The sequence below is a fragment of the Paenibacillus glycinis genome, from assembly GCF_009909185.1.
Lineage (GTDB): Bacteria > Bacillota > Bacilli > Paenibacillales > Paenibacillaceae > Paenibacillus_Z > Paenibacillus_Z glycinis.
The window spans coordinates 34,119-56,046 of sequence record NZ_JAAAMV010000031.1; the positions used below are offsets into that span (position 1 = coordinate 34,119).

Annotated in this window: 19 protein-coding genes; 16 read left to right on the forward strand and 3 right to left on the reverse strand. The window is 58.4% G+C overall.

The annotated features are described in order from the left end of the window. Positions 1 to 64: 64 nt before the first annotated feature. From GT019_RS28135 to GT019_RS28185, 11 genes are all read left to right on the forward strand, one after another. Entirely contained in the window at positions 65 to 1,759 is a 1,695-nt protein-coding gene (locus tag GT019_RS28135) for an extracellular solute-binding protein (protein ID WP_161746837.1), read from the forward strand. Positions 1,760 to 1,837: 78 nt separating this feature from the next. Next, positions 1,838 to 2,728 (forward strand): ABC transporter permease, encoded by an 891-nt coding sequence (locus tag GT019_RS28140; protein WP_161746781.1) that lies wholly within the window; start codon positions 1,838 to 1,840, stop codon positions 2,726 to 2,728. Positions 2,729 to 2,746: 18 nt separating this feature from the next. Then, positions 2,747 to 3,637 carry a carbohydrate ABC transporter permease gene (locus GT019_RS28145; RefSeq protein ID WP_161746782.1) on the forward strand — a complete coding sequence of 297 codons (891 nt, stop codon included), beginning with the start codon at positions 2,747 to 2,749 and terminating at the stop codon, positions 3,635 to 3,637. Positions 3,638 to 3,684: 47 nt separating this feature from the next. Beyond that, entirely contained in the window at positions 3,685 to 4,566 is an 882-nt protein-coding gene (locus GT019_RS28150; protein ID WP_161746783.1) for a sugar phosphate isomerase/epimerase family protein, read from the forward strand. 48 nt (positions 4,567 to 4,614) lie between these two features. Continuing rightward, positions 4,615 to 5,628 (forward strand): Gfo/Idh/MocA family protein, encoded by a 1,014-nt coding sequence (locus tag GT019_RS28155; protein ID WP_161746784.1) that lies wholly within the window; start codon positions 4,615 to 4,617, stop codon positions 5,626 to 5,628. A 61-nt stretch (positions 5,629 to 5,689) separates the two neighbouring features. Further along, a complete protein-coding gene (locus tag GT019_RS28160; protein WP_161746785.1) occupies positions 5,690 to 6,856 on the forward strand; it encodes a Gfo/Idh/MocA family protein in 1,167 nt (388 codons plus the stop codon). A 554-nt stretch (positions 6,857 to 7,410) separates the two neighbouring features. Beyond that, positions 7,411 to 7,794: a VOC family protein gene (locus GT019_RS28165; RefSeq protein ID WP_161746786.1), complete on the forward strand. Its 384-nt coding sequence runs from the start codon at positions 7,411 to 7,413 to the stop codon at positions 7,792 to 7,794. Between the two features lie 303 nt (positions 7,795 to 8,097). Continuing rightward, on the forward strand, positions 8,098 to 9,051 hold the full coding sequence (locus tag GT019_RS28170; RefSeq protein ID WP_161746787.1) for a phytanoyl-CoA dioxygenase family protein: 954 nt from the start codon (positions 8,098 to 8,100) through the stop codon (positions 9,049 to 9,051). A gap of 541 nt (positions 9,052 to 9,592) precedes the next feature. Then, a complete protein-coding gene (locus tag GT019_RS28175; RefSeq protein WP_161746788.1) occupies positions 9,593 to 10,180 on the forward strand; it encodes a class I SAM-dependent methyltransferase in 588 nt (195 codons plus the stop codon). Between the two features lie 54 nt (positions 10,181 to 10,234). Then, complete coding sequence (locus tag GT019_RS28180; protein WP_161746789.1) at positions 10,235 to 10,855, forward strand: DedA family protein; 621 nt, start codon at positions 10,235 to 10,237, stop codon at positions 10,853 to 10,855. Between the two features lie 216 nt (positions 10,856 to 11,071). Beyond that, positions 11,072 to 11,419 (forward strand): winged helix-turn-helix transcriptional regulator, encoded by a 348-nt coding sequence (locus tag GT019_RS28185; RefSeq protein ID WP_161746790.1) that lies wholly within the window; start codon positions 11,072 to 11,074, stop codon positions 11,417 to 11,419. 168 nt (positions 11,420 to 11,587) lie between these two features. Here GT019_RS28185 and GT019_RS28190 read toward each other — a convergent pair whose 3' ends face one another. Then, a complete protein-coding gene (locus tag GT019_RS28190) occupies positions 11,588 to 12,166 on the reverse strand; it encodes a TetR/AcrR family transcriptional regulator (RefSeq protein ID WP_161746791.1) in 579 nt (192 codons plus the stop codon). Between the two features lie 183 nt (positions 12,167 to 12,349). Here GT019_RS28190 and GT019_RS28195 point away from each other — a divergent pair, with 183 nt between their 5' ends. Beyond that, the gene (locus GT019_RS28195; RefSeq protein ID WP_161746792.1) at positions 12,350 to 13,093 is read left to right on the forward strand and encodes an SDR family oxidoreductase; all 744 of its coding nucleotides are present in this window, start codon (positions 12,350 to 12,352) and stop codon (positions 13,091 to 13,093) included. Between the two features lie 128 nt (positions 13,094 to 13,221). Here GT019_RS28195 and GT019_RS28200 read toward each other — a convergent pair whose 3' ends face one another. Further along, positions 13,222 to 14,064 carry an SDR family oxidoreductase gene (locus tag GT019_RS28200; RefSeq protein WP_161746793.1) on the reverse strand — a complete coding sequence of 281 codons (843 nt, stop codon included), beginning with the start codon at positions 14,062 to 14,064 and terminating at the stop codon, positions 13,222 to 13,224. 398 nt (positions 14,065 to 14,462) lie between these two features. Between GT019_RS28200 and GT019_RS28205 the strand changes: the two genes are divergently transcribed. After that, positions 14,463 to 15,653: a GNAT family N-acetyltransferase gene (locus GT019_RS28205; RefSeq protein ID WP_161746794.1), complete on the forward strand. Its 1,191-nt coding sequence runs from the start codon at positions 14,463 to 14,465 to the stop codon at positions 15,651 to 15,653. An 80-nt stretch (positions 15,654 to 15,733) separates the two neighbouring features. Here the strand turns inward: GT019_RS28205 and GT019_RS28210 are convergent, their stop codons facing one another. Beyond that, positions 15,734 to 16,474, reverse strand: coding sequence for an MBL fold metallo-hydrolase (locus GT019_RS28210; RefSeq protein ID WP_161746795.1), 741 nt, complete (start codon positions 16,472 to 16,474; stop codon positions 15,734 to 15,736). A 595-nt stretch (positions 16,475 to 17,069) separates the two neighbouring features. Here GT019_RS28210 and GT019_RS28215 point away from each other — a divergent pair. Genes GT019_RS28215 through GT019_RS28225 form a run of 3 tightly spaced genes read left to right on the forward strand, consistent with a single transcriptional unit; the run spans position 17,070 to position 21,925 of the window. After that, positions 17,070 to 18,683 carry a response regulator gene (locus tag GT019_RS28215; protein ID WP_161746796.1) on the forward strand — a complete coding sequence of 538 codons (1,614 nt, stop codon included), beginning with the start codon at positions 17,070 to 17,072 and terminating at the stop codon, positions 18,681 to 18,683. Positions 18,684 to 18,698: 15 nt separating this feature from the next. Then, positions 18,699 to 20,549 (forward strand): cache domain-containing sensor histidine kinase, encoded by a 1,851-nt coding sequence (locus tag GT019_RS28220; RefSeq protein ID WP_161746797.1) that lies wholly within the window; start codon positions 18,699 to 18,701, stop codon positions 20,547 to 20,549. Between the two features lie 32 nt (positions 20,550 to 20,581). Beyond that, on the forward strand, positions 20,582 to 21,925 hold the full coding sequence (locus tag GT019_RS28225; RefSeq protein WP_161746798.1) for an ABC transporter substrate-binding protein: 1,344 nt from the start codon (positions 20,582 to 20,584) through the stop codon (positions 21,923 to 21,925). Positions 21,926 to 21,928: the final 3 nt, after the last annotated feature.

The following is a 21,928-nucleotide window of genomic DNA, read 5'->3' on the forward strand; positions in this document are numbered from 1 at the left end:
TATGGAGCAAGAACGATGACTAGTCGGAAAGAAGGGGAGCAAGTTGAAGAACAAAAGAAAAAGCATGTCGGCGGTCGCGGCATTGTTGACGACGGCGCTGCTGATCAGCGCTTGCAGTTCGAACTCGGATTCGAACACGAACGCGGCATCGGACAACGGCGGCAACCAGTCGGGGAACGCGGCCTCCGCGCCGGCGGATCCGTTCGGCAAATACGCGGAGCCGGTATCGCTCGCGGTCGGCATGAAGGTCGATCCCGCCGACAAATCGCTTCCGGCCGGAGACACGCCGGAAAGCAACCAATTCACGCGCTACATCAAAGACAACCTGAACATCGACGTCACCAACGCTTTCACGGCCTCGCCGACGAACTACGACCAGAAGGTCAGCTTGTCCATCTCGAGCAACGATCTGCCGGACGCGATGGTCGTGAACGCGCAGCAATTGCGGAATATGTACGAGAACGGCCAACTGGCCGATTTGACGGAAGCCTTCGATCAATACGCGTCGCCGGCGCTGAAGCGCGTGCTGCAGGATTCGAACAAGCGGGCGATGGACACCGTTACGTTCGACGGCAAGATCATGGCGCTGCCGCAGGCCGAGGATGCCGGCATCCACGAGATGTGGATCCGCAAGGACTGGCTGGACAAGCTGGGCTTGCAGCCGCCGAAGACGATGGCGGATCTCGAGAAGGTCGCCGAAGCATTCGTCAAGAATGACCCGGACGGCAACGGCAAGGCCGATACGATCGGCATCGCGGGACCTTCCAGCAGCGGCAAAATGTACGCGAACTTCCTGGATTCCGCGAACAACCTGTACGGCTTCGATCCGATCTTCTCGGCGTACGGCGCTTACCCGGGCTACTGGGTCAAAGACGCGGACGGCAATCCGGCCTACGGCTCGACGCTTCCGCAAACGAAGGAAGCGCTCGGCGAGCTTCGCGATCTGTACGCCAAAGGCTTGATCGACCAACAGATGGCGATCCGCACGGATTCCGGCGAGTCGATCGTCAGCGGCCAAACGGGCATGTTCTTCGCGCCATGGTGGATGGGCTACGGTCCGCTGACGGACGCGATCAAGCAAAACCCGAAAGCCAACTGGCAGGCCTATGCCTTGCCGCTGGACGCCCAAGGCCAATTCAGCCCGCACTTAAGCGCGCCGGCCGGGCAATTCGTGGTCGTCTCCAAAGACTACAAAAATCCCGAATCCGTCATCAAGCTGCAAAACCTGCTGCTTCGCGACGAAAGCAAATTCGATCTGACGAAAGGCTCGATCGGTTTCTATCCGGTTCGCCTCGCGCTCGGGCCGTCCGATGAATCGGAATTCACCGTCCAAGCGGTGCGCGACGTGCTCGCCGGCACGAAAACGCCGGAGGATTTCGCGGACAAGCCGGAATACAAGCTGCTTGCGGGAGATCTGAACAGCATCAAGAAGGTGAAGCTGGAGCCGTACGACAAGATGGATATCCAATACTGGAATCCGACGGCCGACATGGGCGCCTGGACCCGGCTGTACTCCATCATGGTCGGCGTCGCGCCGTTCGTGGACGTGCCGATGAACCGGGTCAGCAGCCTGCTGTACTCGCAAACGAACGCGATGGAAACGAAATGGGTCAACCTGAAGAAGATGGAAGACGAAACCTTCCTGAAAATCGTCGTCGGCGGCGCATCGCTCGATACGTTCGACAAATTCGTAGCCGATTGGAAGAAACAAGGCGGCGATCAAATTACGGCCGAAGTCGCCGAAGCCGTAAAGCAATAAGAGGTTGAACGGAGGGGCTTGGCTTCAAGCGAGCCCCTTTCCATTGCCCGCCGTCGGCAGAGTTGGGAGGGATAACGAGTGAATACCAAAGGGTTTGCCAAGCATTACTACTTGATGCTTCTTCCGGGCTTTGTCTGGCTCGGAGTATTCAGTATTTTCCCAATGTTCGGAATCGTCATCGCTTTCGAGCATTTCAGCCCCGTTAAAGGCATGTTCGGCTCGGAATGGGTCGGTTTGGAAAATTTCCGCTACATGTTTACGCTCGGCGATACCCGAAGCATCTTCTTCAACACGATATTCATCGCGGTGATGAAGATCATCGCCAACCTGGTCGTGCCGCTTGTCTTCGCCCTGCTGCTCAACGAGCTGCGCTTGACCGTACTCAAGAAGTGGGTACAGACGATCGTCTACTTGCCTCACTTTCTGTCATGGGTCATTCTCGGGGGGATCGTGCTCGACCTGTTCGCCTTCGACGGCCCGATCAATGGCATTCTGTCGGTCTTCGGTGTGAAAGCAACCAATTTCTTCGCGAACGCGCCGTTGTTCCCGTTCCTGGCGGTCGGCACGGACGTATGGAAGGAATTCGGTTTCAATATGATTATTTATTTGGCCGCGCTGACCGGCATCAATCCCGCGCTGTACGAAGCGGCGGGGATGGACGGCGCCTCGCGGATGCGCCGCTTGTGGCACGTGACGCTGCCGGGCATTCGCACGACGGCCGCGCTGCTCGCCGTACTCGGTCTCGGGAACGTGCTGAACGCGGGCTTCGACCAAATCTTCAATCTGTACAATCCCCTCGTGTATTCGTCCGGGGACATCATCGATACATGGGTATACCGCACGGGCTTGCTGAACATGCAATACGAGCTTGCGACGGCCGTCGGGCTGCTGAAATCAGTCGTCGGGTTCATCCTGATCGCGCTCTCGTACGTCGCGGCGAGCAAGTGGGCCAATTATCGGATTTTCTAGAGAAAGGAGGCGAGCGGAATGGTCAAAGATACGACACTCGGTTCGAAAGCGTTCGATGTGCTGATCGTGGCGATCCTGGTGCTTGTCGCGCTCACGTGCATTCTTCCGCTATGGTATACGCTGGCCGTATCGTTCAGCACCAAGGCCGCCGCGGCGGGGGGACAGATCTCGTTATGGCCGGTCGGCTTTAATTTGAATTCCTACAGGCAGCTGCTGCAGGACAACCAGTTCTTCGTTTCCTTCTGGACGTCGATCAAGCGCGTCGTGCTGGGGGCCGGCTTGAATCTGATTATCGTGCCGCTGATGGCGTACCCGCTGTCCAAGACGATCCGGGACTTCCGGCTGCGCAACGTGCTTATGTGGGCGGTCATCTTCACCATGCTGTTCAACGGCGGTTTGATTCCGCTGTACCTGACGATCAAGAAGCTCGGCATGTTCAACAGCATCTGGTCGCTGGTGCTGGTCGGCGGCGCGCAAACGCTCGTGTTCAACGTCATTCTGGCCATGAACTTCTTCCGGAACCTGCCGAAGGAGCTGGACGAAGCGGCGCTCGTGGACGGAGCCGGACCTTGGTATATCTTGCTCAAAGTGTACGTGCCGCTATCCGCGCCGGTGCTGGCGACCGTATCGCTGTTCAGCATCGTGTACCATTGGAACGAGTTCCTGTACGGACTGGTGTTCATGACGCGGGAGCAATTCTATCCTTTGCAGACCTATATTCAGCAGGTCGTCGTCATGCTGGATCCGTCGACGATGTCCACGGACGAGCTGCAGCGGCTCAGCCAGCTGTCCAACCGGACCTTGAACGCGGCCAAGATCTTCATCGCGATGGTCCCGGTGCTGGTGGTCTATCCGTTCCTGCAGCGCTTCTTCATTCACGGCATCACGCTCGGCTCGGTCAAGGAATAAGCCGGCGCAATCATTCTATTCTATCATCTAAAGGAGCCTGACCTTATATGAAACAAATCCGGATCGGCACGCTCGTCGGCGGCGGAGACGCGGTTCGCGTCCTGCCGCAAATACTTCCGCACGGCTTCGAATCCTTCAGTCTGACGTTCTGGCAATCGACCAATGGCCTCGACCTGTCCGAGACCGCCAAGCGGGTCAAGGAACTATTGGCCGAGAAAGGCATTCCCGTCTCGAGCCTCGGCATCTTCGGCAATCCCCTGACCGGCGCCGGCGACAACGCGGACACGCTCGCCAGCTGGGAACGGTTGATCGACCATGCGCATGAATTCGGCACGGACCTGGTGGCGGGCTTCACGGGGCGCATGCCCGGCACGATCGACGACTCGCTCCCGCGGTACGCGGAAGTGTTCGGCGAGCTCGCGAAGCGCGCCGCGGACAAAGGCGTGAAGCTGGCGTTCGAGAACTGCGACATGGGCGGTACCTGGGAGAGCGGCGATTGGAACATCGCCCATAATCCGACGGCGTGGGAACGCATGTTCAATGCCTTGCCGGCGGAAAACGTCGGGCTTCAATGGGAGCCGACGCATCAAATGGTCAGCCTGATCGATCCGATTCCGCAGCTGCGCAAATGGGTCGGCAAAATCTTCAACGTGCACGGCAAGGATGCGACCATCGCTTGGGACGTCGTGCGCGAATACGGCATTCACGGTCCGAAGCCGTTCGTCTGGCACCGGACGCCGGGCTTCGGCGACACCAACTGGACGGACGTGATCTCGATTCTCCGTCAGCACGGCTACGAGGGCAGCATCGATATCGAAGGCTGGCATGACCCGGTGTATCGCGACGAATGGGAAATGACGGGCCAGGTGCATGCGCTCAATTATTTGAAAAACTGCCGCGGCGGCGATTTCGTTCCGAATCCGTCCTAACCGCGATTGCGATATCGGCGTCGAAATAGACAGAAAGAGGTGAGCGGATTGGCTCAGCATAAAGTAGTGGTGGCCGGCTGCGGCGGCATGGCCAACGAATGGCTCGATTACGCCGCGCAGCGGGAGAACGTCGAGGTCGTCGGACTGGTGGATCTGTTCGAGGAAGCGGCGAAGAAGATGGCGCAGAAGCGCGGGCTGAACGTGCCGACGTTCACGGATTTGTCCGAAGCGCTCGCCCATACCGGCGCGAATCTCGTGTTCGACGTGACGATTCCGGCGAGTCACAAGCAGATCGCCACGACGGCGCTCCGGGCGGGCGTCCACGTATTCGGCGAGAAGCCGATGGCGGAAACGTTGGCCGACGCGCAGGAGGTGCTGGCCGTGGCGAATGCGTCCGGCAAGCGGTATTCCGTGATGCAGAACCGCCGGTATTTGAAGCATATCCGCGCGTTGTCGAGCTTCCTGGCGGGCGGCGGGATCGGCAAGGTCGGCGCGCTGCACGCGGATTTCTTCCTCGGGCCGCACTTCGGCGGCTTTCGCGAGACGATGGCGAGTCCCTTGATCCTGGATATGGCCATCCATACGTTCGATCAGGCCCGTTTCTTGAGCGGAGCGGATCCCGTATCGGTCTATTGCCATGAATTCAATCCGGCCGGATCCTGGTACGCGGGCAACGCTTCGGCGATCTGCATCTTCGAGATGAGCGACGGATCCGTGTTCTCGTACCGCGGTTCTTGGAGCGCGCAGGGCGCGGGTACTTCATGGGAATCCGACTGGCGCGTGACGGGCAGTCTGGGAACGGCGTTATGGGACGGGGACAATCGCCCGACGGCCGAAGAGGTCAGCGGAGACGAAGGCTTCATGCATCCGACCAAAGCAATCGAAGTGCCGGATATTTGGACGGGCCGGCAAGGCCATTTCGGCTGTCTGGACAACATGTTCGACGCGCTGGAGCACGACCGGCTGGCGGAAACGGACAGCAGCGACAACATCAAGAGCGTCGCGATGGTCTTCGGCGCGATCGAGAGCGCCAAAACCGGACAGAAGGTAATGCTTGGCTAAACCGGCCGCTTGATCGGCCGAGCGAACACAGAACAGAGCAGGATAGGATGGAGGCGCAAGCATGAAAGAGATCCAAGTTGGCATGATCGGTTATAAATTCATGGGCAAAGCCCACAGCCATGCGTATCGCGATTTGCCGATGTTCTTCCCGGATGCCCCGGCTCCGGTCATGAAGGCGATCTGCGGCCGGGACGAGCAGGGCGTGCGCCAAGCCGCCAAGCAGTTCGGCTGGGAGCATGCGGTGACGGATTGGCGCGAGCTGGTCAACCAGGCGGATATCGACGTCGTCGACATCAACGCGCCGAGCGACGCCCATAAGGAAATCGCCATCGCGGCGGCGAAAGCGGGCAAGCATCTGTTCTGCGAGAAGCCGCTTGCGCTGACCTTGTCCGACGCCAGGGAGATGCTCGCGGCGGCGGAAGCGGCGGGCGTCAAGCATATGGTCGGCTTCAATTACCGCTTCGCGCCGGCGATCCGCCTGGCGAAGAAGCTGATCGCCGAAGGGAGGATCGGCAAGATTCATCATTTCCGCGCCGCGTTCCTGCAGGATTGGCTGGTCGATTCGGCATTCCCGCTCGTCTGGCGGCTGAAGAAGGAAGTCGCGGGCTCCGGCTCGCACGGCGATCTCGGCGCGCATCTGATCGATCTGTCCCGCTATCTCGTCGGCGAGATCGACGAAGTGGTCGGCATGAGCGAGACCTTCGTCAAGCGCCGTCCGCTCGCCGAGTCCATGGCCGGCCTCAGCGCGCAGGGAAATACCGACGGGCCGATGGGCGACGTGACCGTGGACGATGCGACGTCGTTCATGGCGCGGTTCGCGAACGGCGCGCTCGGCAGCTTCGAGGCGAGCCGGCTTGCCGCCGGGCATCGCTGCACGAACGCGTTCGAGATCAACGGCAGCAAGGGCAGCGTGCGTTTCGATTTCGAGCGCATGAACGAGCTGGAGGTTTATTTTACCGACGACGCGGACGACGTGCAGGGCTTCCGGCGCGTGCTCGCGACCGATCCCGCCCATGATTACATGGATGCCTGGTGGCCGCCGGGCCATACGATCGGCTTCGAGCATACGTTCATCCACGAGGTGCTCGAGCTGATGGAGGCGATCCGCGACGATCGCCAGCCCAAGCCGAATTTCGCGGACGGCATCAAGTGCCAGGAAGTGCTGGAGGCCGTGGACGTCTCCATCGCCGAGCGGCGCTGGGTCGCGATCAGCGAGCTGCGGCAGTAACAGTACGCGCGGGATTCATGATCCTGCCCACCATGCTTGCCATGCTAAACGATCGCTTCGGGTTGCTTCGGAGGCCAATACGGCTTCGGGCTGCCCGGGGCGATTTGTTATGTCATCCTTAAAACGCTCTGCAATGCGGGACGTTCACGGAAGCCCCTTGCGCTATCATGAGGCTTTTCTCGTTGTTCAACCGACTTCCGGGATCACGACAGGCGTTGCCGGAAATCCCCCGTCTTTCCGAATAACCAAAAGATAATCGGACGACAGATTCTCGACAACGATATAAGCGACTCCCTGATACGCGACTTCGCGCTCCAATTTGAAAAACACTTCGTTCGCGTTCTCCAACCTGAACACCTCATTTCGAATGATACGATATGTATCTCATACTAATACAAAGTAAGTACAAGAGCAACGTGTATTCGCGCGCGAGGATGTCGAACCAGTCGCCTCGCAGAGGAAATAACAGGAAAAAACAATTGAAATGCAGAACACTTGTTTGGTATAATCGACGCAGCGCGGTGCAGCGACTTTTGTTCGATGGAGGGAATACGATGAAAATTTTGCAGATCCGTTTGTTGGTGCCGAACGTGCGAGACTGTTTCTTGTTCTACAGGGATATCCTGGATTTAGAAGTTCTGCATGGCAACGAAGACACGCCATATGCCGAATTCCGGACGGGAGACATTCATATTGCGTTGGAGCCTCTGCTCGCCAGCGAGCCGGCCGGCGCCCCGCCCAAGCCGCATGCATTCAGCGCCCAAGACCGGATCGCGATCATCATCGGCGTCGAGAACGTGGATGCGGCCTACGACCGGTTGACGGGCAAGGGCATTGCATTCGTCGAAGAACCGCATGATACGCCCGAATGGGGCCATCGCGTCGCTTACTTGCGCGACCCCGCCGGCAATCTGATCGAGCTAAACGGCGGCCTCTGATTCGTTCGCGGCACATTGCCCCCATTGCTCTAATCGTTCCTATTCATGCAGGCTGCCGGATCCTTGACCGGCAGCTTTATTTTGTTCAGCGGCAAGCTTCGGCGCAATAATGCGAATCGCGAAGAGAAGACTTGGCGAGCAAGCGCGATTCGCCGTTCGACGCACGTTCGGGAGCGGTTCGCGGGCAGGCTGGAACACGATGTCATAAAACCGTTAGTTCGATCCTATTAGGTCGTAGTCATCGTCCGAATCGCGATTTACATTAGAAGATGAGGACCAGCACTCAGAATAGGATGTGAAACGATGAATACCAAAGTATTGACGAATTCGCAAATCGAGCAATTCATCGAACTTGGGTACGTACGGCTCGAAGAGGCGTTCCCGCGCAAGGCGGCGCTTGCCGCGCAGGAGCTGCTATGGACGCAGGTCGAGAAGCAGGGCGTGAAGAAGGATGATCGCGGGACTTGGAACCAGCCGATGGTGCACATCAAGGAACAATTCGACGACGAGGCGTTTCAAGTCTGCAATACGTTGCGATTGGCCGATGCCATCGAGGACGTGGTCGGAGCCGGGCGGTGGAAGGAACGTTCCGTCTACGGGCAGGACGACAAGAAGACGCTGTGGGGCTGGTGGCCGGTCAATTTCGCGTCCGGCGCGGACCGTCCCTGGGACGTGCCGACGAACGGCTGGCATTGGGACGGCATGAGCCGCCCGCATTACGTCGACAGTCCCGAGCAGGGCTTGTTGCTGCTGTGCGTCTTCTCGGAGATCGGCTTGCGGAGCGGCAGCACGCTCGTCGCCGAAGGATCGCATAAGATCGTCGCCAATATCTTGGCGGAGCATAACGACGGCCCCATGGCGCACGAAGCGATCGCCATCGCCAACCGCTCTCATCCATGGCTGCGGGAGCTGACGAATACGAGAGACGGCGAGGCCGTCGCCGATCTCTACGCCAACGATGCAGCCGCTGCGGCCGAGCCCGGAACCGGCGATCGCATCCGTACGTTCATGGAGCAGACGCACGTCGATGCGAGCGGCGTACGCCTGCGCGTGGCCGAAACGCCGGCATCCCCCGGCGACGTGCTGCTCTGCCACCCGTTCCTGTACCATTGCGCCTCGCAGAATCATTCGGGCGTGCCGCGCTTCATGTGCAATCGCGCGACGCCGCTGGTCAGACGGATGAACTTGAACCGGGCGAACCCGGAGGCGTATTCGCCGCTCGAGCTCAGCACGCGCCGTTCGATCGTTCGGACCTGACCCTTGCCGCGCGCCGAGTCGACTAGCGTCGAGCAGCCGGAGCGCCGCTTAGCATTGAAGCGCAGCTGAATAGCCGGAGCTTGCCGCCTACCCGAGCGCGGAGGATGCGTTGCCGTCGCGGCAAACGTACGTACGGAAAACCGGCGAGCCGGCAACGCCTTGATTATGCTGAGAAGCCCGCCACGGCGGGCTTTTTGCCGTTGGCCGCGGACGCAGGACGCCTCTGATGCAGGCTGCGCGACACGTCCGGAAGGAATGCCGCAAGCATTATAAGATCCGGCTCGCTACGCTCAGCTGGCGGCATTCGATCGCGCCGGACGTTCGAGCCTTTCATCGCGCAGCACTGGATCAAAGGAGGGGGACGTAAGCCCGCATTCGTGCTATAGTCACAGTAGGCGGTCGGGAAAAGCGGAAAGAAACGGCGTTCCAACTCTACCTTGCGATCTTCAGAAAAGATTCAGAATCTCCGCCGGTGAATCCAAAGATTATTCGGTTAGGATGAGAGGGATCGAAGCTGAATGATATTCAAGGAGGCCCTTGCATGCAGGTTGGTCCAAGAACGCGTATTCATGATCAAATTCTGTTTCTGTCGCGATTTCTGAGCTCGCCCGGCGTTATCGGAAGCGTGACCCCGAGCTCGAAATTTCTGGCCAAACGGATGGTGGACGCTGTACCATGGGATCAGGTCCGTTATGCCGCCGAGCTCGGAGCCGGCACGGGCGCGATCACCGCGTCCATTCGGAAAGCCAAACGAACGAACGCGACGGTCTTGCTGTTCGAGCAGGATCGTCGTCTGCGCCGCAAGCTCCGGCGCGAGTATGCGGATTTCCCCTGCTATCCGGATTGCCGCGGGCTGGAGGCCGCCATGCGCAGCGAAAACATCGACCGGCTCGATTGCATCCTTAGCGGACTGCCTTTCTTCAATTTTCCGCAGGAGGTTCGGGATCATCTGGTCGATCAGGTCTATCGCGCGCTGCGGCCGGGCGGATTATTCATTGCGTTCCAATATTCCCGGCAGATGAAGAGGCAGCTGGGCGAATTGTTCGAGATCGAGCAGATTGCGTTCGTGCCGCTTAATCTTCCTCCGGCCTTCGTCTATGTATGCCGGAAGAGAGAACTGCACGATTAGGAGCCGGGGGCGGATCAGGCATCGGCCGCCCGGTACGAAAAGAGGCAGGTAGGAATGGACTACACGAGCATGTTGGGACTGATTCAGCATTTAGGCTACGCAGCGTTGTTTTTCGTCCTGTGCCTGGGCTTGATCAGCATACCGGTCCCCAATGAAGTGATCGTCATGACGGCGGGGGCGGTGTCGGCAAGCGGAACGCTGCTGCCGGTTCCGGCCTTCCTATGCACCTTTCTGGGGGTCGTGTCCGGCTTATCGTTCGGCTATACGATGGGGCGAAAATACGGCAGGCCGCTGCTGAATCGGCTGCAGAAGAAAGAGCGGATGGGGAAGGCCCTGCATTTCGCGGAAAAGCTGCTTTCCAAATACGGCAAATTCGCGCTGTGCGCGAGCTATTTCTTCCCTCTCGTCCGTCATGTCATGCCTTATCTGGCGGGGATGAACCAGATGAATTTCAAGCTGTTCGCGGTCTTCTCCTACGGAACGGGGCTGGCATGGACGCTGATCTATTTCTTATTGGGCCGCTTAATGGGCAACCAAGTGCAGGAAGCGGGCTACGCGATCTATTATTACGGGATGCGAGCGCTCGGACTGCTGGCTGCGGCTGCCGCGGTGGTGCTGCTGGTCCGATGGATCGCGCGGGCGCGGAACGATCACAAGCGGACGTTGGGCCAGTGAGGATTCGGCCGCGTATTCCGCAGGAAGGTCCTCAGGGCAAGCCGCCCCGAGGTCTCTTCGTCGTTTCCGCTCGCACGTCAGGTGCAGCGATCGGAGTCGACTTGTCCGGCGACAAATGCTATTATGATTCAAAAGTAACTTTTAGTAGGGTACAAGCATCATTTAGATATAGTGTCGTTAATGTGATTATTGTATCCGGGAGAGGTCGACGCATCCATGAAAACCTATTACTGCGATCTGGAAGTCGCGATGGAGATTATCGGCGGGAAATGGAAAAGCCTTATCCTATACTATTTGATCAAAGGCCCGAAACGGACCAGCGAATTAAAGCGGCTCGTGCCGGGCATATCGCAAAAAATGCTCATTCAGACCCTTCGCGAATTGGAAACGGACGGGTTGATCCTCAGGCGGATGTACAATCAAGTGCCGCCGAAGGTCGAATATTCGACCACCGAGCTCGGGCAATCGCTTGAGCAAATACTAAGACTGCTTTGCGGTTGGGGCAGCGACTACGCGGAGAAGTCGTTTGCGCCCGGGGAAGCGCAAATTTTGCATTACGATTGACCGAATGATGCACCGATTCGCCCGTTTATCCCCCGCTAACAAATGTAATCGAAATGACATCTTAATTTCATCTTGGCTTAACGAAGGCGGCCTATAATCAATCTCGACCCCCCTTTTTAATAGAGTAAACCTCGACCCGCAGCCCGTTGCTGCGGGTCTTTTTTTGCTTCATTGCGCAGGGTAGATGTCGTTCTTCTCGAACAATCGCCACAGCTGATCGGCCATGTACGCCGGAGGATGCGGCATGTCGTGCTGAATCCACCATTCCACGATCCCGACGAAAGCCGAGGCCATGAATTGCGCGTTCAATTCATGGTTGATGGCCGAACGGCGTTTCTGGTCGTTGAGTTTCCGCTCGACGCTGGCCGAGACGAACTGCAGCATTCGTTCCCGGAACACGAAGGTTCTGCGATTGGCGAACATGGAGGAGAAGAACAAGAAATGCGTTTCGAAATATTCGAATACCGGCTGCAGCTCGCTGATCAGCGAGACATGCGCCTCATCGTTATCATGATGGCTGCAAAACGTGATCAGCTTGTTCAGATGGTCCTCGATGCTTTTGTCGAGCAGATCGTACTTGTCCGTAAAGTGCAAATAAACCGTGCCCCGGTTCACGTTGGCCCGTTCCGAGATATCGTTGATGGTAATATGCTGGAAATCCTTTTCGGAAAATAGCTCCAAAAACGCTTTGTTGATCGCTTCCTTGGTCTTGACGATTCGTCTGTCGATCTTCGCTTCGGTCCCCATATCGGATCGGCCTCCTCCAGTTAATCAACACTTTCGCTCCGGATGTCGGATATGAAACAAACGCGGTCGCATCGGCGATTGAAGTCCTTTCGTATCCCTATATAATAATAATCAACGAACGCCATTTAATCAACGCGTGTTGAATAAGGCGTTTGAAAATGATAGTCGAAGGGAACGATCGCATTGGATAACATAGCCGATAAAGTGGTCATCATAACGGGCGCATCGAGCGGGATCGGAGAGGCCACGGCCAAGCTGTTGGCGCAAAAGGGAGCCAAGGTCGTATTGGCGGCCAGAAGGGAAGAGCGGCTGCAAACGATCGCGAGCGAGATCGAGCAGGCGGGAGGGAAAGCCGCTTACCGAAAGGCGGACGTAGTCTCTTCCGAGGATATGCGGCAGCTGGCGGCGTTCGCGCTCGAACGATTCGGCCGAATCGACGTGCTCGTGAATAATGCCGGGGTCATGCCGGTGTCGCGGCTGAACGAGTTAAGGGTCGCGGCATGGGATGAAATGATCGACGTGAACATCAAAGGCGTGCTGCATGGCATCGCCGCGGTCCTGCCGGTCATGAGGGAACAGCAGTCGGGCCATATCGTCAACATCGCTTCGGTTGCCGGCCACGCCGTAAGTCCGACCTCGTCCGTATACAGCGGGACCAAATTCGCCGTCAGAGCCATCACGGAAGGACTGCGCCAGGAAGAGTCGCCATCGTCCAATATCCGCACGACCATCGTCTCGCCGGGCATTACCGAGTCGGAGCTGCTGAACACGGTGAAGAGTCCCGAAGTGCAAGCGATGGCCGGCCATTTCAAAGACATGGGCATCTCGCCTTACCGGATCGCCGGCGCGATCGCTTACGCCGTCAACGAACCTGCCGATACCAGCGTCAACGAAATCGTCATCCGACCGACGGTTCAGAGCATGTAAGTAGTGTCTGCCGTTCCGGGAGCCGCGATTCAACAAGCTCGTCCGCGATCGCAAAGAAAGCGCCGGGACCCCAAGGTCCCCGGCGCTTTGTCCCGTGCATCGCCCGATAATCGCATCCTGGCGTGACGTCATTCGACCGGCGGGAAATCCGTCGAGAAGGCAAGCTCGCGCTGCGCCTCCAGCGCCGCGAGCCGTTCGGACAGCGCTTTGTGAATCGCGTTGTAGGAATCGCTGCCGAGCACTAGCCGCAGCGGAGCCGGATGCTGATCCGCGCTGTCGATCATGATCCGGGCCATCTTGGCGGGATCGCCGATCGAGAGCTGCACGGCTTCCTCGATGAAGCGCCGCGTCATGCGGGCGGGACTGGCCTCGTAGGCGTCGATTCGGGGACCGAGACGGGCGCTGCCGTACCGGAACGCCGTCCGCGCGCCGCCGGGCTCGACGATCGTGACGCCGATATTGAACGGCGCGACGTCCTTCATCGTCGCTTCGATGAAGCCCTCGATTCCCCATTTGCCGGCATGGTACAGCGATGCGCCGGGATTCGTGGCTTGGCCGCCGTAGGTGGATACCTGCATGATGCGGCCGCCTCCTTGCGCGCGCAGGTGAGGGAGCGCGGCGCGGACCACTTGAATCGAACCGAGCAGATTGGTATCCAGTTGATGGCGAATCTGCTCGTCGGTCAATTCCTCGGCCGCTCCGAAGAGTCCGTACCCGGCGTTATTGACCACCACGTCGAGCCTCCCGAGGTCCGCGAACGCCTTGTTCACGACCCGGTGGACCGCAGGCGCGTCGGTGACGTCCAGATGCGCGAGCCAGAGGAGGTCGCCGTATTCTTCCTTGAGATCATCCATGAGTTCCATTCTGCGTACGGTGCCGGCGACCCGGTCGCCGCGAGCGAGAAGCTGTTCGGTCATATGGCGGCCGAAGCCGCTGTTTACCCCGGTAATAAACCAAGTGCGCGTCGTCATGAGCAGGCATCCTTCTTTCGAATGAATTCAGTTTAGCGTTGAAATAATAACTAACTGTTTAGTTATATATTAATCTTACATATCCGTTTCGTCAAATGGTATAATGTGCGCACGACAATGCTACCCCGATTGGATGGAAGAGAATGGGGAGCGCCGACGCTCTTCAACACGATTCAACAGAAGAACCTGACGCGCGTCTAAAGGGAGGCATGCGAGCGCCCATGCGTCGCGGGCGTTTTTTGCATGTGTCGGGCCGGCTTCGCGATATGCCGCCTTGCGTCGGCCGCGGGCTTGCATGACGATGCCGGGTTCCGGGAAATGGAATGCAAAGAAACTTTTCTCAATTCCTGTCGTCTAACGTGTTGGCAACGATTCATTAATTCGAACGAGGTGATCGCATGAACGAGATTCGTACGCTGCAGCCGCATGAGCTTCAGGAGAGCATCGCGCTCTCGCAGTTTGCGTTTCAATACGAACTGACCGCCGAACAGCAAGCCGAGCAGGTCGGCAAGATGGATCCATCGCAATTATTGGGTTACTTCAAGGATGGGACGTTGGCGGCCAAGCTCCAGGTCATCCCGTTCCATACGTGGGTGAACGGCCGCCGCTTCGCGATGGGCGGGATTGCCGGCGTGGCGACTTGGCCGGAGTACCGGCGGGGCGGCATGGTGGCGCAGCTGTTAGGGCAAGCGCTGAAGTCGATGCGCGACCGCGGGCAAACGCTTTCTTTCCTGGCGCCGTTCAAATTCGAGTTTTACCGCAAATACGGCTGGGAGACGTACGTCGATTATGTGAGATACGAGATTCCCGCGGACAAGCTGCCGAAGTTCGAAGCGGCCGAAGGCAGCAAGATCGTGCGCGTCGACAAGAACGGGGAGCTCCTGAACTCCGTCTACGAGGCTTACGCGAAGCAATTCAACGGCATGTTGGAGCGGGACGCGCACTGGTGGAACGAACGCTATTTGAAAGGCAAGAAGGGCACGGTCGCCGTCTATGTGAATCCGCAGGGCGAGCAGCGGGGCTACGTGTTCTATCAAGTGAAGGACCGCGCGGCGACCATTCATGATTTTGTATTCCTGGACGAGGAAGCCAGAAGGGGCTTGTGGAAATTCATCGCGGACCATGACTCGATGATGACCAAGGTGGAACTGAATGCTCCGGCCGACGACCAGCTTCCGTTCCTGATGCATGACCCCAGGTTCGCGCAAGAGCGGACCACGTACTTCTCGGCGAGAATCGTCGATGCCGAATCGTTTCTGGCCCAGTATGCATTCGAAGCGCGCGGAGACGCCGAACCGCTGTACCTGCGCATCTCCGATCGGCATGCCGAGTGGAATGAAGGCGTTTACCGTCTGGACTTCACGGATGACGGGGCGAACGCGAACGTAACGAAGCTGCCCGAAGGGGAAGCGCCCGCGGAAGAAGCGCTGCTTAGCTGTTCGATACAAACGCTTGCGGCCCTGCTCCTCGGCTATCAGAAGGCGGGCTTCATGTCCCGCATCGGCCGTCTCGGGGGCGCAGACGAACAAATCGTCCGCCTGGGAAACGCGATTCCGCAGCGGACGACCTATTTGATGGACTTCTTTTAATACTTGTTCATCGGCTAGCGGGAAACGCGGCTCGACGCTCCGGCCGAACTTTACCTTGCGATTCGCCGCGCGACGAGCGATCAGAGGGGATAAATCTCGTTCGTTTGCAGCAAGCTTACAGGAACGCGATCCTTCGCTCGCTCGGTCAAGCGATTGATCAGGTCCGGCGTCTGGGTATAGACGGGCGGATGATGAGCGGCCTTGTAATGGATGGGAATCAGCCTCTTGGCACCGAGGATCTCGGCAGCCGTGACCGCTTGTTCGGGCGTAAGGCAGATCGGTTGATCGCTTGGCGTCTTCACGTGCGGAAAGCGCGTCACGGCTCCGTTCACGGGCAGGCAGGCGGCATCGAAGGCGCCGTAGGCGTCGGCCAGCTTCCACCAGTATCCGTGCCACAGCGTATCCCCGGCATGAATCATTTGTTTGCCGCCGCCTCTGACGATCCAGGAACGCTGCGGGTCGCCCGAGCCGTCTACCGCGTTCGCCGCGATCACCGTGAAAGGGCCGGCTTCGAAGGTGTCGCCGACGGAAGCGCCGGTTACGTTGGTTAATCCTTTGGACGTCGCGAACGCGACGATTTCGCTCGGGACGAATACCGGAATATCGGAGCCGTAGGCCGCCATGATCGCTTCGGGGTCGAAATGATCCGGGTGCTGATGCGTGATCAGGACGGCGTCGGCGGTACCGTAAGTCGCCAGCGGAGAGAACGTCTCGTGTGGCTCGCCGAGCAAAGCGGGAAAATGATGAAGCGGATCGATGACGATGGCGGCACCTGCCGATTCGACGCGAATGCCGGCCCAAGGAAGCTTTTGAATGTTCATGAGGATCAATTCCTTTCGGTTCTATGTCGTTTATAACCGGCATTATTTGTTTTAGAAGGTTATGTTCACAGTATAGCTTCGATATTATAACCTGTAAAGATTAATTTTATAGGTTATAATTTGTATTTTTCGCATTTGACTCTTCTTGCGGCTTCAAGCGATCGTTTCCCGGAGCGGGGTATTGCCGCGAGACGGGAAACCCTCTGACTCCGCTTGCCCTGTAATCGGGCATCCCGATTGCCAAAGCAAGAAATTTGCCCTAGCATGAAACCTTCGCAGCGAAGCCGGCGCAACAGCCGATTCGCTGCTTTTTGCGTTGCTATCGCCGGTCGGCGATCCGCCGCTCAAGTCGCAGGCTGTCGAATAAGTTAAATATAGGAAGATACGACAATTATTTTGCATGACGAGGGAGCCTGTCGCAATTTTGCAGCTCGGAATATGACAAATTTAGGATGCGGATGTCTGTCCGGTTATGCTAAATTATTGGATACATCTTGGCTTGCTACTCGCAATCGGGAAAAAGGCGGTGATCGGAAAACCGAAGCAGACAGGCAGAGCCCGGCTTGAAAACGTATACAACGAAAGGGTGAATGATTTGTTTTCCTTATTGGTTGTGGAGGACGAGCGTTGGATTCGAAGAGGACTTTGCGAAACGATCGATTGGGCGACGGAAGGCATCCGCTTGACGGGAGAGGCGGCGGACGGGGAAGAAGCGATGCGCATCATGGAGCGAAGCTCGCCGGATATCGTCATTACCGATATCGTCATGCCCGGGATGGACGGCATCACGTTCCTCAAGAGCATGCGGGAATCGAAGATGGCGTCGCAAGTGATCATCATGAGCGGCTACAGCGACTTCGAATACGCGAGAACCGCGCTGAAGAACGGCGCGTTCGATTACGTGCTGAAGCCGATCAACGAGCAGAACATGCTCGGGGTCATTCGGCGCTGCGTGCAAGAGCTGAGGAGGAAGCGGCAAACCGAAACCGAGCTGCAGCAGCTGGCCTGGTCGGCGCGGGAAACGCTTGTTCTCGCGCGGCAGCGCCTGTTCGAGATGCTGTTGACCCGGGAGCCGCATTCCCCCGGCTGGGTGGCGGGGCAGATGAACGCGCTGCAGGTCGACCTCGATCCGAACCGGATTCGCGTGTTCGCGGTGAAGGTCGTGGACTGGGGCAGCAAAGCGGAAGCGGCAAGGGATCGCACGCTCTTGCTGTACGCGCTCGGCAACATGCTCGAAGAAACCGGAAGACGGTTCGGTCCGGTCGCGGCGTTCCCGGTTCACCATCCGAAGAGCGTCGGCGAAGCGGACTTGGTCATGCTTCACTCCGAGCCGGAAACGATCGGCGGACAATCTCCGGCGGTCGCCGGGGAGCTCCCCGGGCTGATCGAACAAGCCGATCAAATGCTTGGGGTGCGCATCGGTATCGGCTATTCCGCGGAATCGAGCCACGGCAAGCTGTCCGATCTGTTCGAGGAGGCGCTGCAAGCCGCCGCGCATTGGTTCTACGAAGGCGGCGGGAAGCTGTTCGGCGCCGAGCGGACGGCCCGCGGCCCGATGGCGGACTTTGTCTATCACGGTCCGATCGGTTGGGACGGAAGGTTCGCGTCCGCGCTGAGCATCGGCGATCCGGGGCTGCTCGAACAGCTCGTGCGGGAGCTGGGCGAGCATGTGCGGCAGCATCGGGATCAATGCCGGCCGCTCGCGATCCGCAGAGGGCTGAGGCTGCTCTTCCAGAACGTCCATCGCAATCGCGCGCAAGGCCGCGCGCAAGCGCCGGAAGCCGAACCGGCCTTCCCGCCCGAGCTGCCCGATTGCACGCTGGATGCGCTGCAAGGCGCGCTGTTTGACGCGATTTCCGATTCGGGGCGGTGCGCGCGTCCGGCCCGCAGCCGCAAATGGATCGTCGAGCGCGCATTGCGGTATATCGAGAGCAGCGGCGACCAGGTGACGATGAACGACGTCGCGGCGCATCTGTTCTTGAACCATTCCTACTTCAGCAAAGTGTTTCACGAGGAAATGGGCGTCACGTTCAGCAAGTACGTGCTTCGCTCGCGCATCGACGCCGCGAAGCGGCTGCTCAAGGAAACCCCGCTTAAAATCTACGAAATCGCCGGCCAGGTCGGCTATAGCGATATCCGCCACTTCACGAAATTATTCAAGGAATTCGAAGGCATGACCCCGGTGCAATATCGGGAATACGGCGTTTGAGAAGGGGACCCGGACATGAAACGGCTGCCGAAATACCAATGGACCTCCGTCGCGCACCGCTTGTTCCTGCTTTGCTTCGTGGGCATATCCGTCAGCATCGCGATCATGGGCTATTATTTCTACGACAAATCGACCACCATCATCCAAGACAAGGTCGGCTCCATCACCCAACAGACGATCCAGCAATCCGGCGAACGCCTCGATCTCATCATGGAGGAATACGGCACGCGATCCTTCTATCTGCTCGGCAGCAAGAAGCTGCAGCAAGGCATCATGGACGACTTCACGGATAATTACGACCGGGAGTCGACGAATAAGGAGACCGGCGAATTTATCGCCAATATGCTGAACTCCAAGAACGATCTGGTTAACCTGTACATCTTCGGCGAGGATGCGAATTCGTTCAAGTATTCCACGGGCTACATGACGATTCCCCGCACGACGGACGCGATCCGGTCGGCGCCGTGGTACCGCGATATCGTCGCGGGCGACGGCAAGGTCGTCTGGTTCGGGATGCGGCAGTCGCTCGTTCCGAAGCCTTGGGCGGACGAGCGGTGGCAAGGGCCGGTATTTTGCTTCGGCAGGGCGATCAAGGACTTGAACAATTTGAATCGCACCATCGGCGTCATGCTGATCGAGATCGATCCGGCGACGATCCTGTCGCAGATCGATCTGGGCGACGTGGGCACCTCCATGATCGTCGACGGCCATGACCGGATCGTCGGTCAGTCTGACGCAAGCCGGCTTCTGGAACCGATACCATTCCATCTGTCCGCTCCGGATTCGGCCATCCGTACGCAGCGAATCGGCGACGAGCGGGTGATGGTGACGCATACCCGGCTGACGAACGGCTGGAATCTCGTCGGGCTGATACCCGCGCAGGCGCTCGTGCGGGAGTCGCGGATGCTCGGCTGGTTCACGTTCTACCTGGCGGCAGGCTTCATGGCCGTCGCGCTCGGCTATGCCTCGTTCGCGGCCTGGCAGGTGAACAAGCCGGTCCAGCGCCTGTTGAAAGGAATGCAGGCGGCGAGGGAAGGCAATTTCGACATTCAGATCCTGGCTTCCCGCAAGGATGAATTCGGCCTCTTGTCCCGCGGCTTCAATACGATGATCGCCCGCATCAAGGAGCTGATCGACGAGCTTTACGTGCAGCGCCTGCTGCAGAAGGAGCTGCAGCTGAAGATGTTCGCCTCCCAGATCAACGCGCATTTCTTGTACAACACGCTCGATTCGATCCATTGGATCGCGAAGATTTACAAGGTGAACGAGATCAACACGATGATCGATTCGCTTTCCAGCTATTTTCGGATCAGCCTAAGCGAAGGCAGGGAGTTCGTGAAGGTCAGGGAAATCATCGCCTTGATCGAGCATTATTGCGAGATCCAGAAGGTCAGGTTCGGCGAACGCATCGCCATGACCATGACCGCGGACCGCGGGCTGCTGGACTGCGAGGTGCTCAAATTCGCCTTTCAGCCGATCGTGGAGAACGCGATTTTCCACGGGATCGAGAAGAAGCGCGGACCAGGATCGGTGAACGTATCGTGGACGCGGACGGAGGACGGACTGCGCTTCGTCGTGACCGACGACGGCGTAGGCATGCATCCGGATAAATTGCGCGAGATCCGGGACGTGCTGCAGGACGGCGAGACGATCCGCGAGGGAAGCAACTTCGCCATGAAGAACATCAACTCGCTGCTCAAGGTCACCTACGGCCCCGAATACGGACTGGAAATCGAAAGCGAGCCGGGCGCGGGCACGCGCGTGACGATGCTTCTGCCGGTGGTCGATGCCGAAACCGACAAAAACGAGCACGGTAAAAACAAAAATCACCCTCCTTACTTCGCTCGTGAACGCGCTTACAATTAAATGGAATTCAATCATGACTAGGGAGGATTCAAATGAAAAAGTGGAAATTGTTCAACGGCATCTCGGCTATTGCCCTTGCGTCCGTCGTTGTCATGACAGGCTGCAGCAGCGGGAATTCCGGCAGCGGCGGCAACGCGGCTAACGGTGAAGCGGGCGAGGCTGGCAACGCCGGCGCAAGCGGGGATAAGCAGGAAACCATCGATTTCTGGGTCAACTGGGGCGGCGATTTCAAGAAGGACTACCAGAAGTACGTCATCGACGAATTCGAGAAGAAATACCCGAACATCAAGGTGAAAATGACCTACGTGGAAGGCACGGACAAGCTGCTCACCTCGATCGCGGGCGGCAATCCTCCCGACGTCGCGCAGCTCGACCGGTTCATGGTCGGCTCGTGGGCCGCGAAGGGCTCGCTCGAAGATCTGACGCCGCTGACCGAACAGGATAATATCAGCAAGGACGATTACTATCCCGCGGTATGGGCGGAAGCCAATTACGACAACAAAACGTACGCCCTCCCGTGGGGAACGGACGACCGGGCGATGTATTACAATAAAACGCTGATGAAGGAAGCCGGACTCGACCCGAACAAGCCGCCGGCCTCGATCGACGAGCTGGATCATATGGCGGAGCAGATCTTCAAGAAAGGCAGCAACGGCAAGTTCGATACCGTCGGCTTCATTCCGTGGATGAACCAAGGCTCGATCTATTCCTATTCCTGGAACTGGGGCGGCAAATTCGAAGACAACGGACAGCTGACGCCGAACGATCCGCAGAACGTCAAAGCGCTGGAGTGGATGGCCGGCTACGCGAAGAAATACGACATCGCGAACCTGTCGAGCTTCTCGAACGCCATGGGCCAGACCGGCCTCAATCCGTTCTGGACGGGCAAGGTCGGCTTCATCGTCGACGGCAACTGGATTCTGAACGACCTGGCGAAGACGAAGCCGACGTTCGAGTGGGGCGTCACGCCGCTGCCGGCGCCGGAGGGCTACGAGCCGACGACCTGGTCCGGCGGGTTCGCCTACGTCATGCCGAAAGGCGCGAAGCACAAGGAAGCGGCATGGACGCTGATGAAATTCATCGCCGGCCACGACGGCACGCTGCTGTGGGCGAAGCGGCCGAACGCGGGCAACGACATCACGGCGATGCCGAAGGTCAACGAGGAGATGAAAATGAACGACAACCCGAATCTGAAGGTGTTCCTCGACCTGATGCCGAACGCGAAATTCCGCCCGGTCACGCCGGTCGGCCAGAAGCTGTGGGACGAGATGTTCCGGGTGCAGGACCTCGCCATCAACGGCAAAGGCCAGCCGCAGGCGCTGCTCGACGAAGTGAAAAAGAACGTCAATACCGAACTCGCGAAGATCACGAAATAAAAC

Excerpts from the sequence above, each read along its gene's own strand:
- GT019_RS28170 (WP_161746787.1), top strand. The coding sequence starts at position 8,098 with ATGAATACCAAAGTATTGACGAATTCGCAAATCGAGCAATTCATCGAA.
- GT019_RS28190 (WP_161746791.1), bottom strand. The coding sequence starts at position 12,166 with ATGGGGACCGAAGCGAAGATCGACAGACGAATCGTCAAGACCAAGGAA.
- GT019_RS28185 (WP_161746790.1), top strand. The coding sequence starts at position 11,072 with ATGAAAACCTATTACTGCGATCTGGAAGTCGCGATGGAGATTATCGGC.
- GT019_RS28175 (WP_161746788.1), top strand. The coding sequence starts at position 9,593 with ATGCAGGTTGGTCCAAGAACGCGTATTCATGATCAAATTCTGTTTCTG.
- GT019_RS28135 (WP_161746837.1), top strand. The coding sequence starts at position 65 with ATGTCGGCGGTCGCGGCATTGTTGACGACGGCGCTGCTGATCAGCGCT.
- GT019_RS28150 (WP_161746783.1), top strand. The coding sequence starts at position 3,685 with ATGAAACAAATCCGGATCGGCACGCTCGTCGGCGGCGGAGACGCGGTT.
- GT019_RS28180 (WP_161746789.1), top strand. The coding sequence starts at position 10,235 with ATGGACTACACGAGCATGTTGGGACTGATTCAGCATTTAGGCTACGCA.
- GT019_RS28205 (WP_161746794.1), top strand. The coding sequence starts at position 14,463 with ATGAACGAGATTCGTACGCTGCAGCCGCATGAGCTTCAGGAGAGCATC.
- GT019_RS28160 (WP_161746785.1), top strand. The coding sequence starts at position 5,690 with ATGAAAGAGATCCAAGTTGGCATGATCGGTTATAAATTCATGGGCAAA.
- GT019_RS28165 (WP_161746786.1), top strand. The coding sequence starts at position 7,411 with ATGAAAATTTTGCAGATCCGTTTGTTGGTGCCGAACGTGCGAGACTGT.
- GT019_RS28200 (WP_161746793.1), bottom strand. The coding sequence starts at position 14,064 with ATGACGACGCGCACTTGGTTTATTACCGGGGTAAACAGCGGCTTCGGC.
- GT019_RS28220 (WP_161746797.1), top strand. The coding sequence starts at position 18,699 with ATGAAACGGCTGCCGAAATACCAATGGACCTCCGTCGCGCACCGCTTG.
- GT019_RS28145 (WP_161746782.1), top strand. The coding sequence starts at position 2,747 with ATGGTCAAAGATACGACACTCGGTTCGAAAGCGTTCGATGTGCTGATC.
- GT019_RS28225 (WP_161746798.1), top strand. The coding sequence starts at position 20,582 with ATGAAAAAGTGGAAATTGTTCAACGGCATCTCGGCTATTGCCCTTGCG.
- GT019_RS28210 (WP_161746795.1), bottom strand. The coding sequence starts at position 16,474 with ATGAACATTCAAAAGCTTCCTTGGGCCGGCATTCGCGTCGAATCGGCA.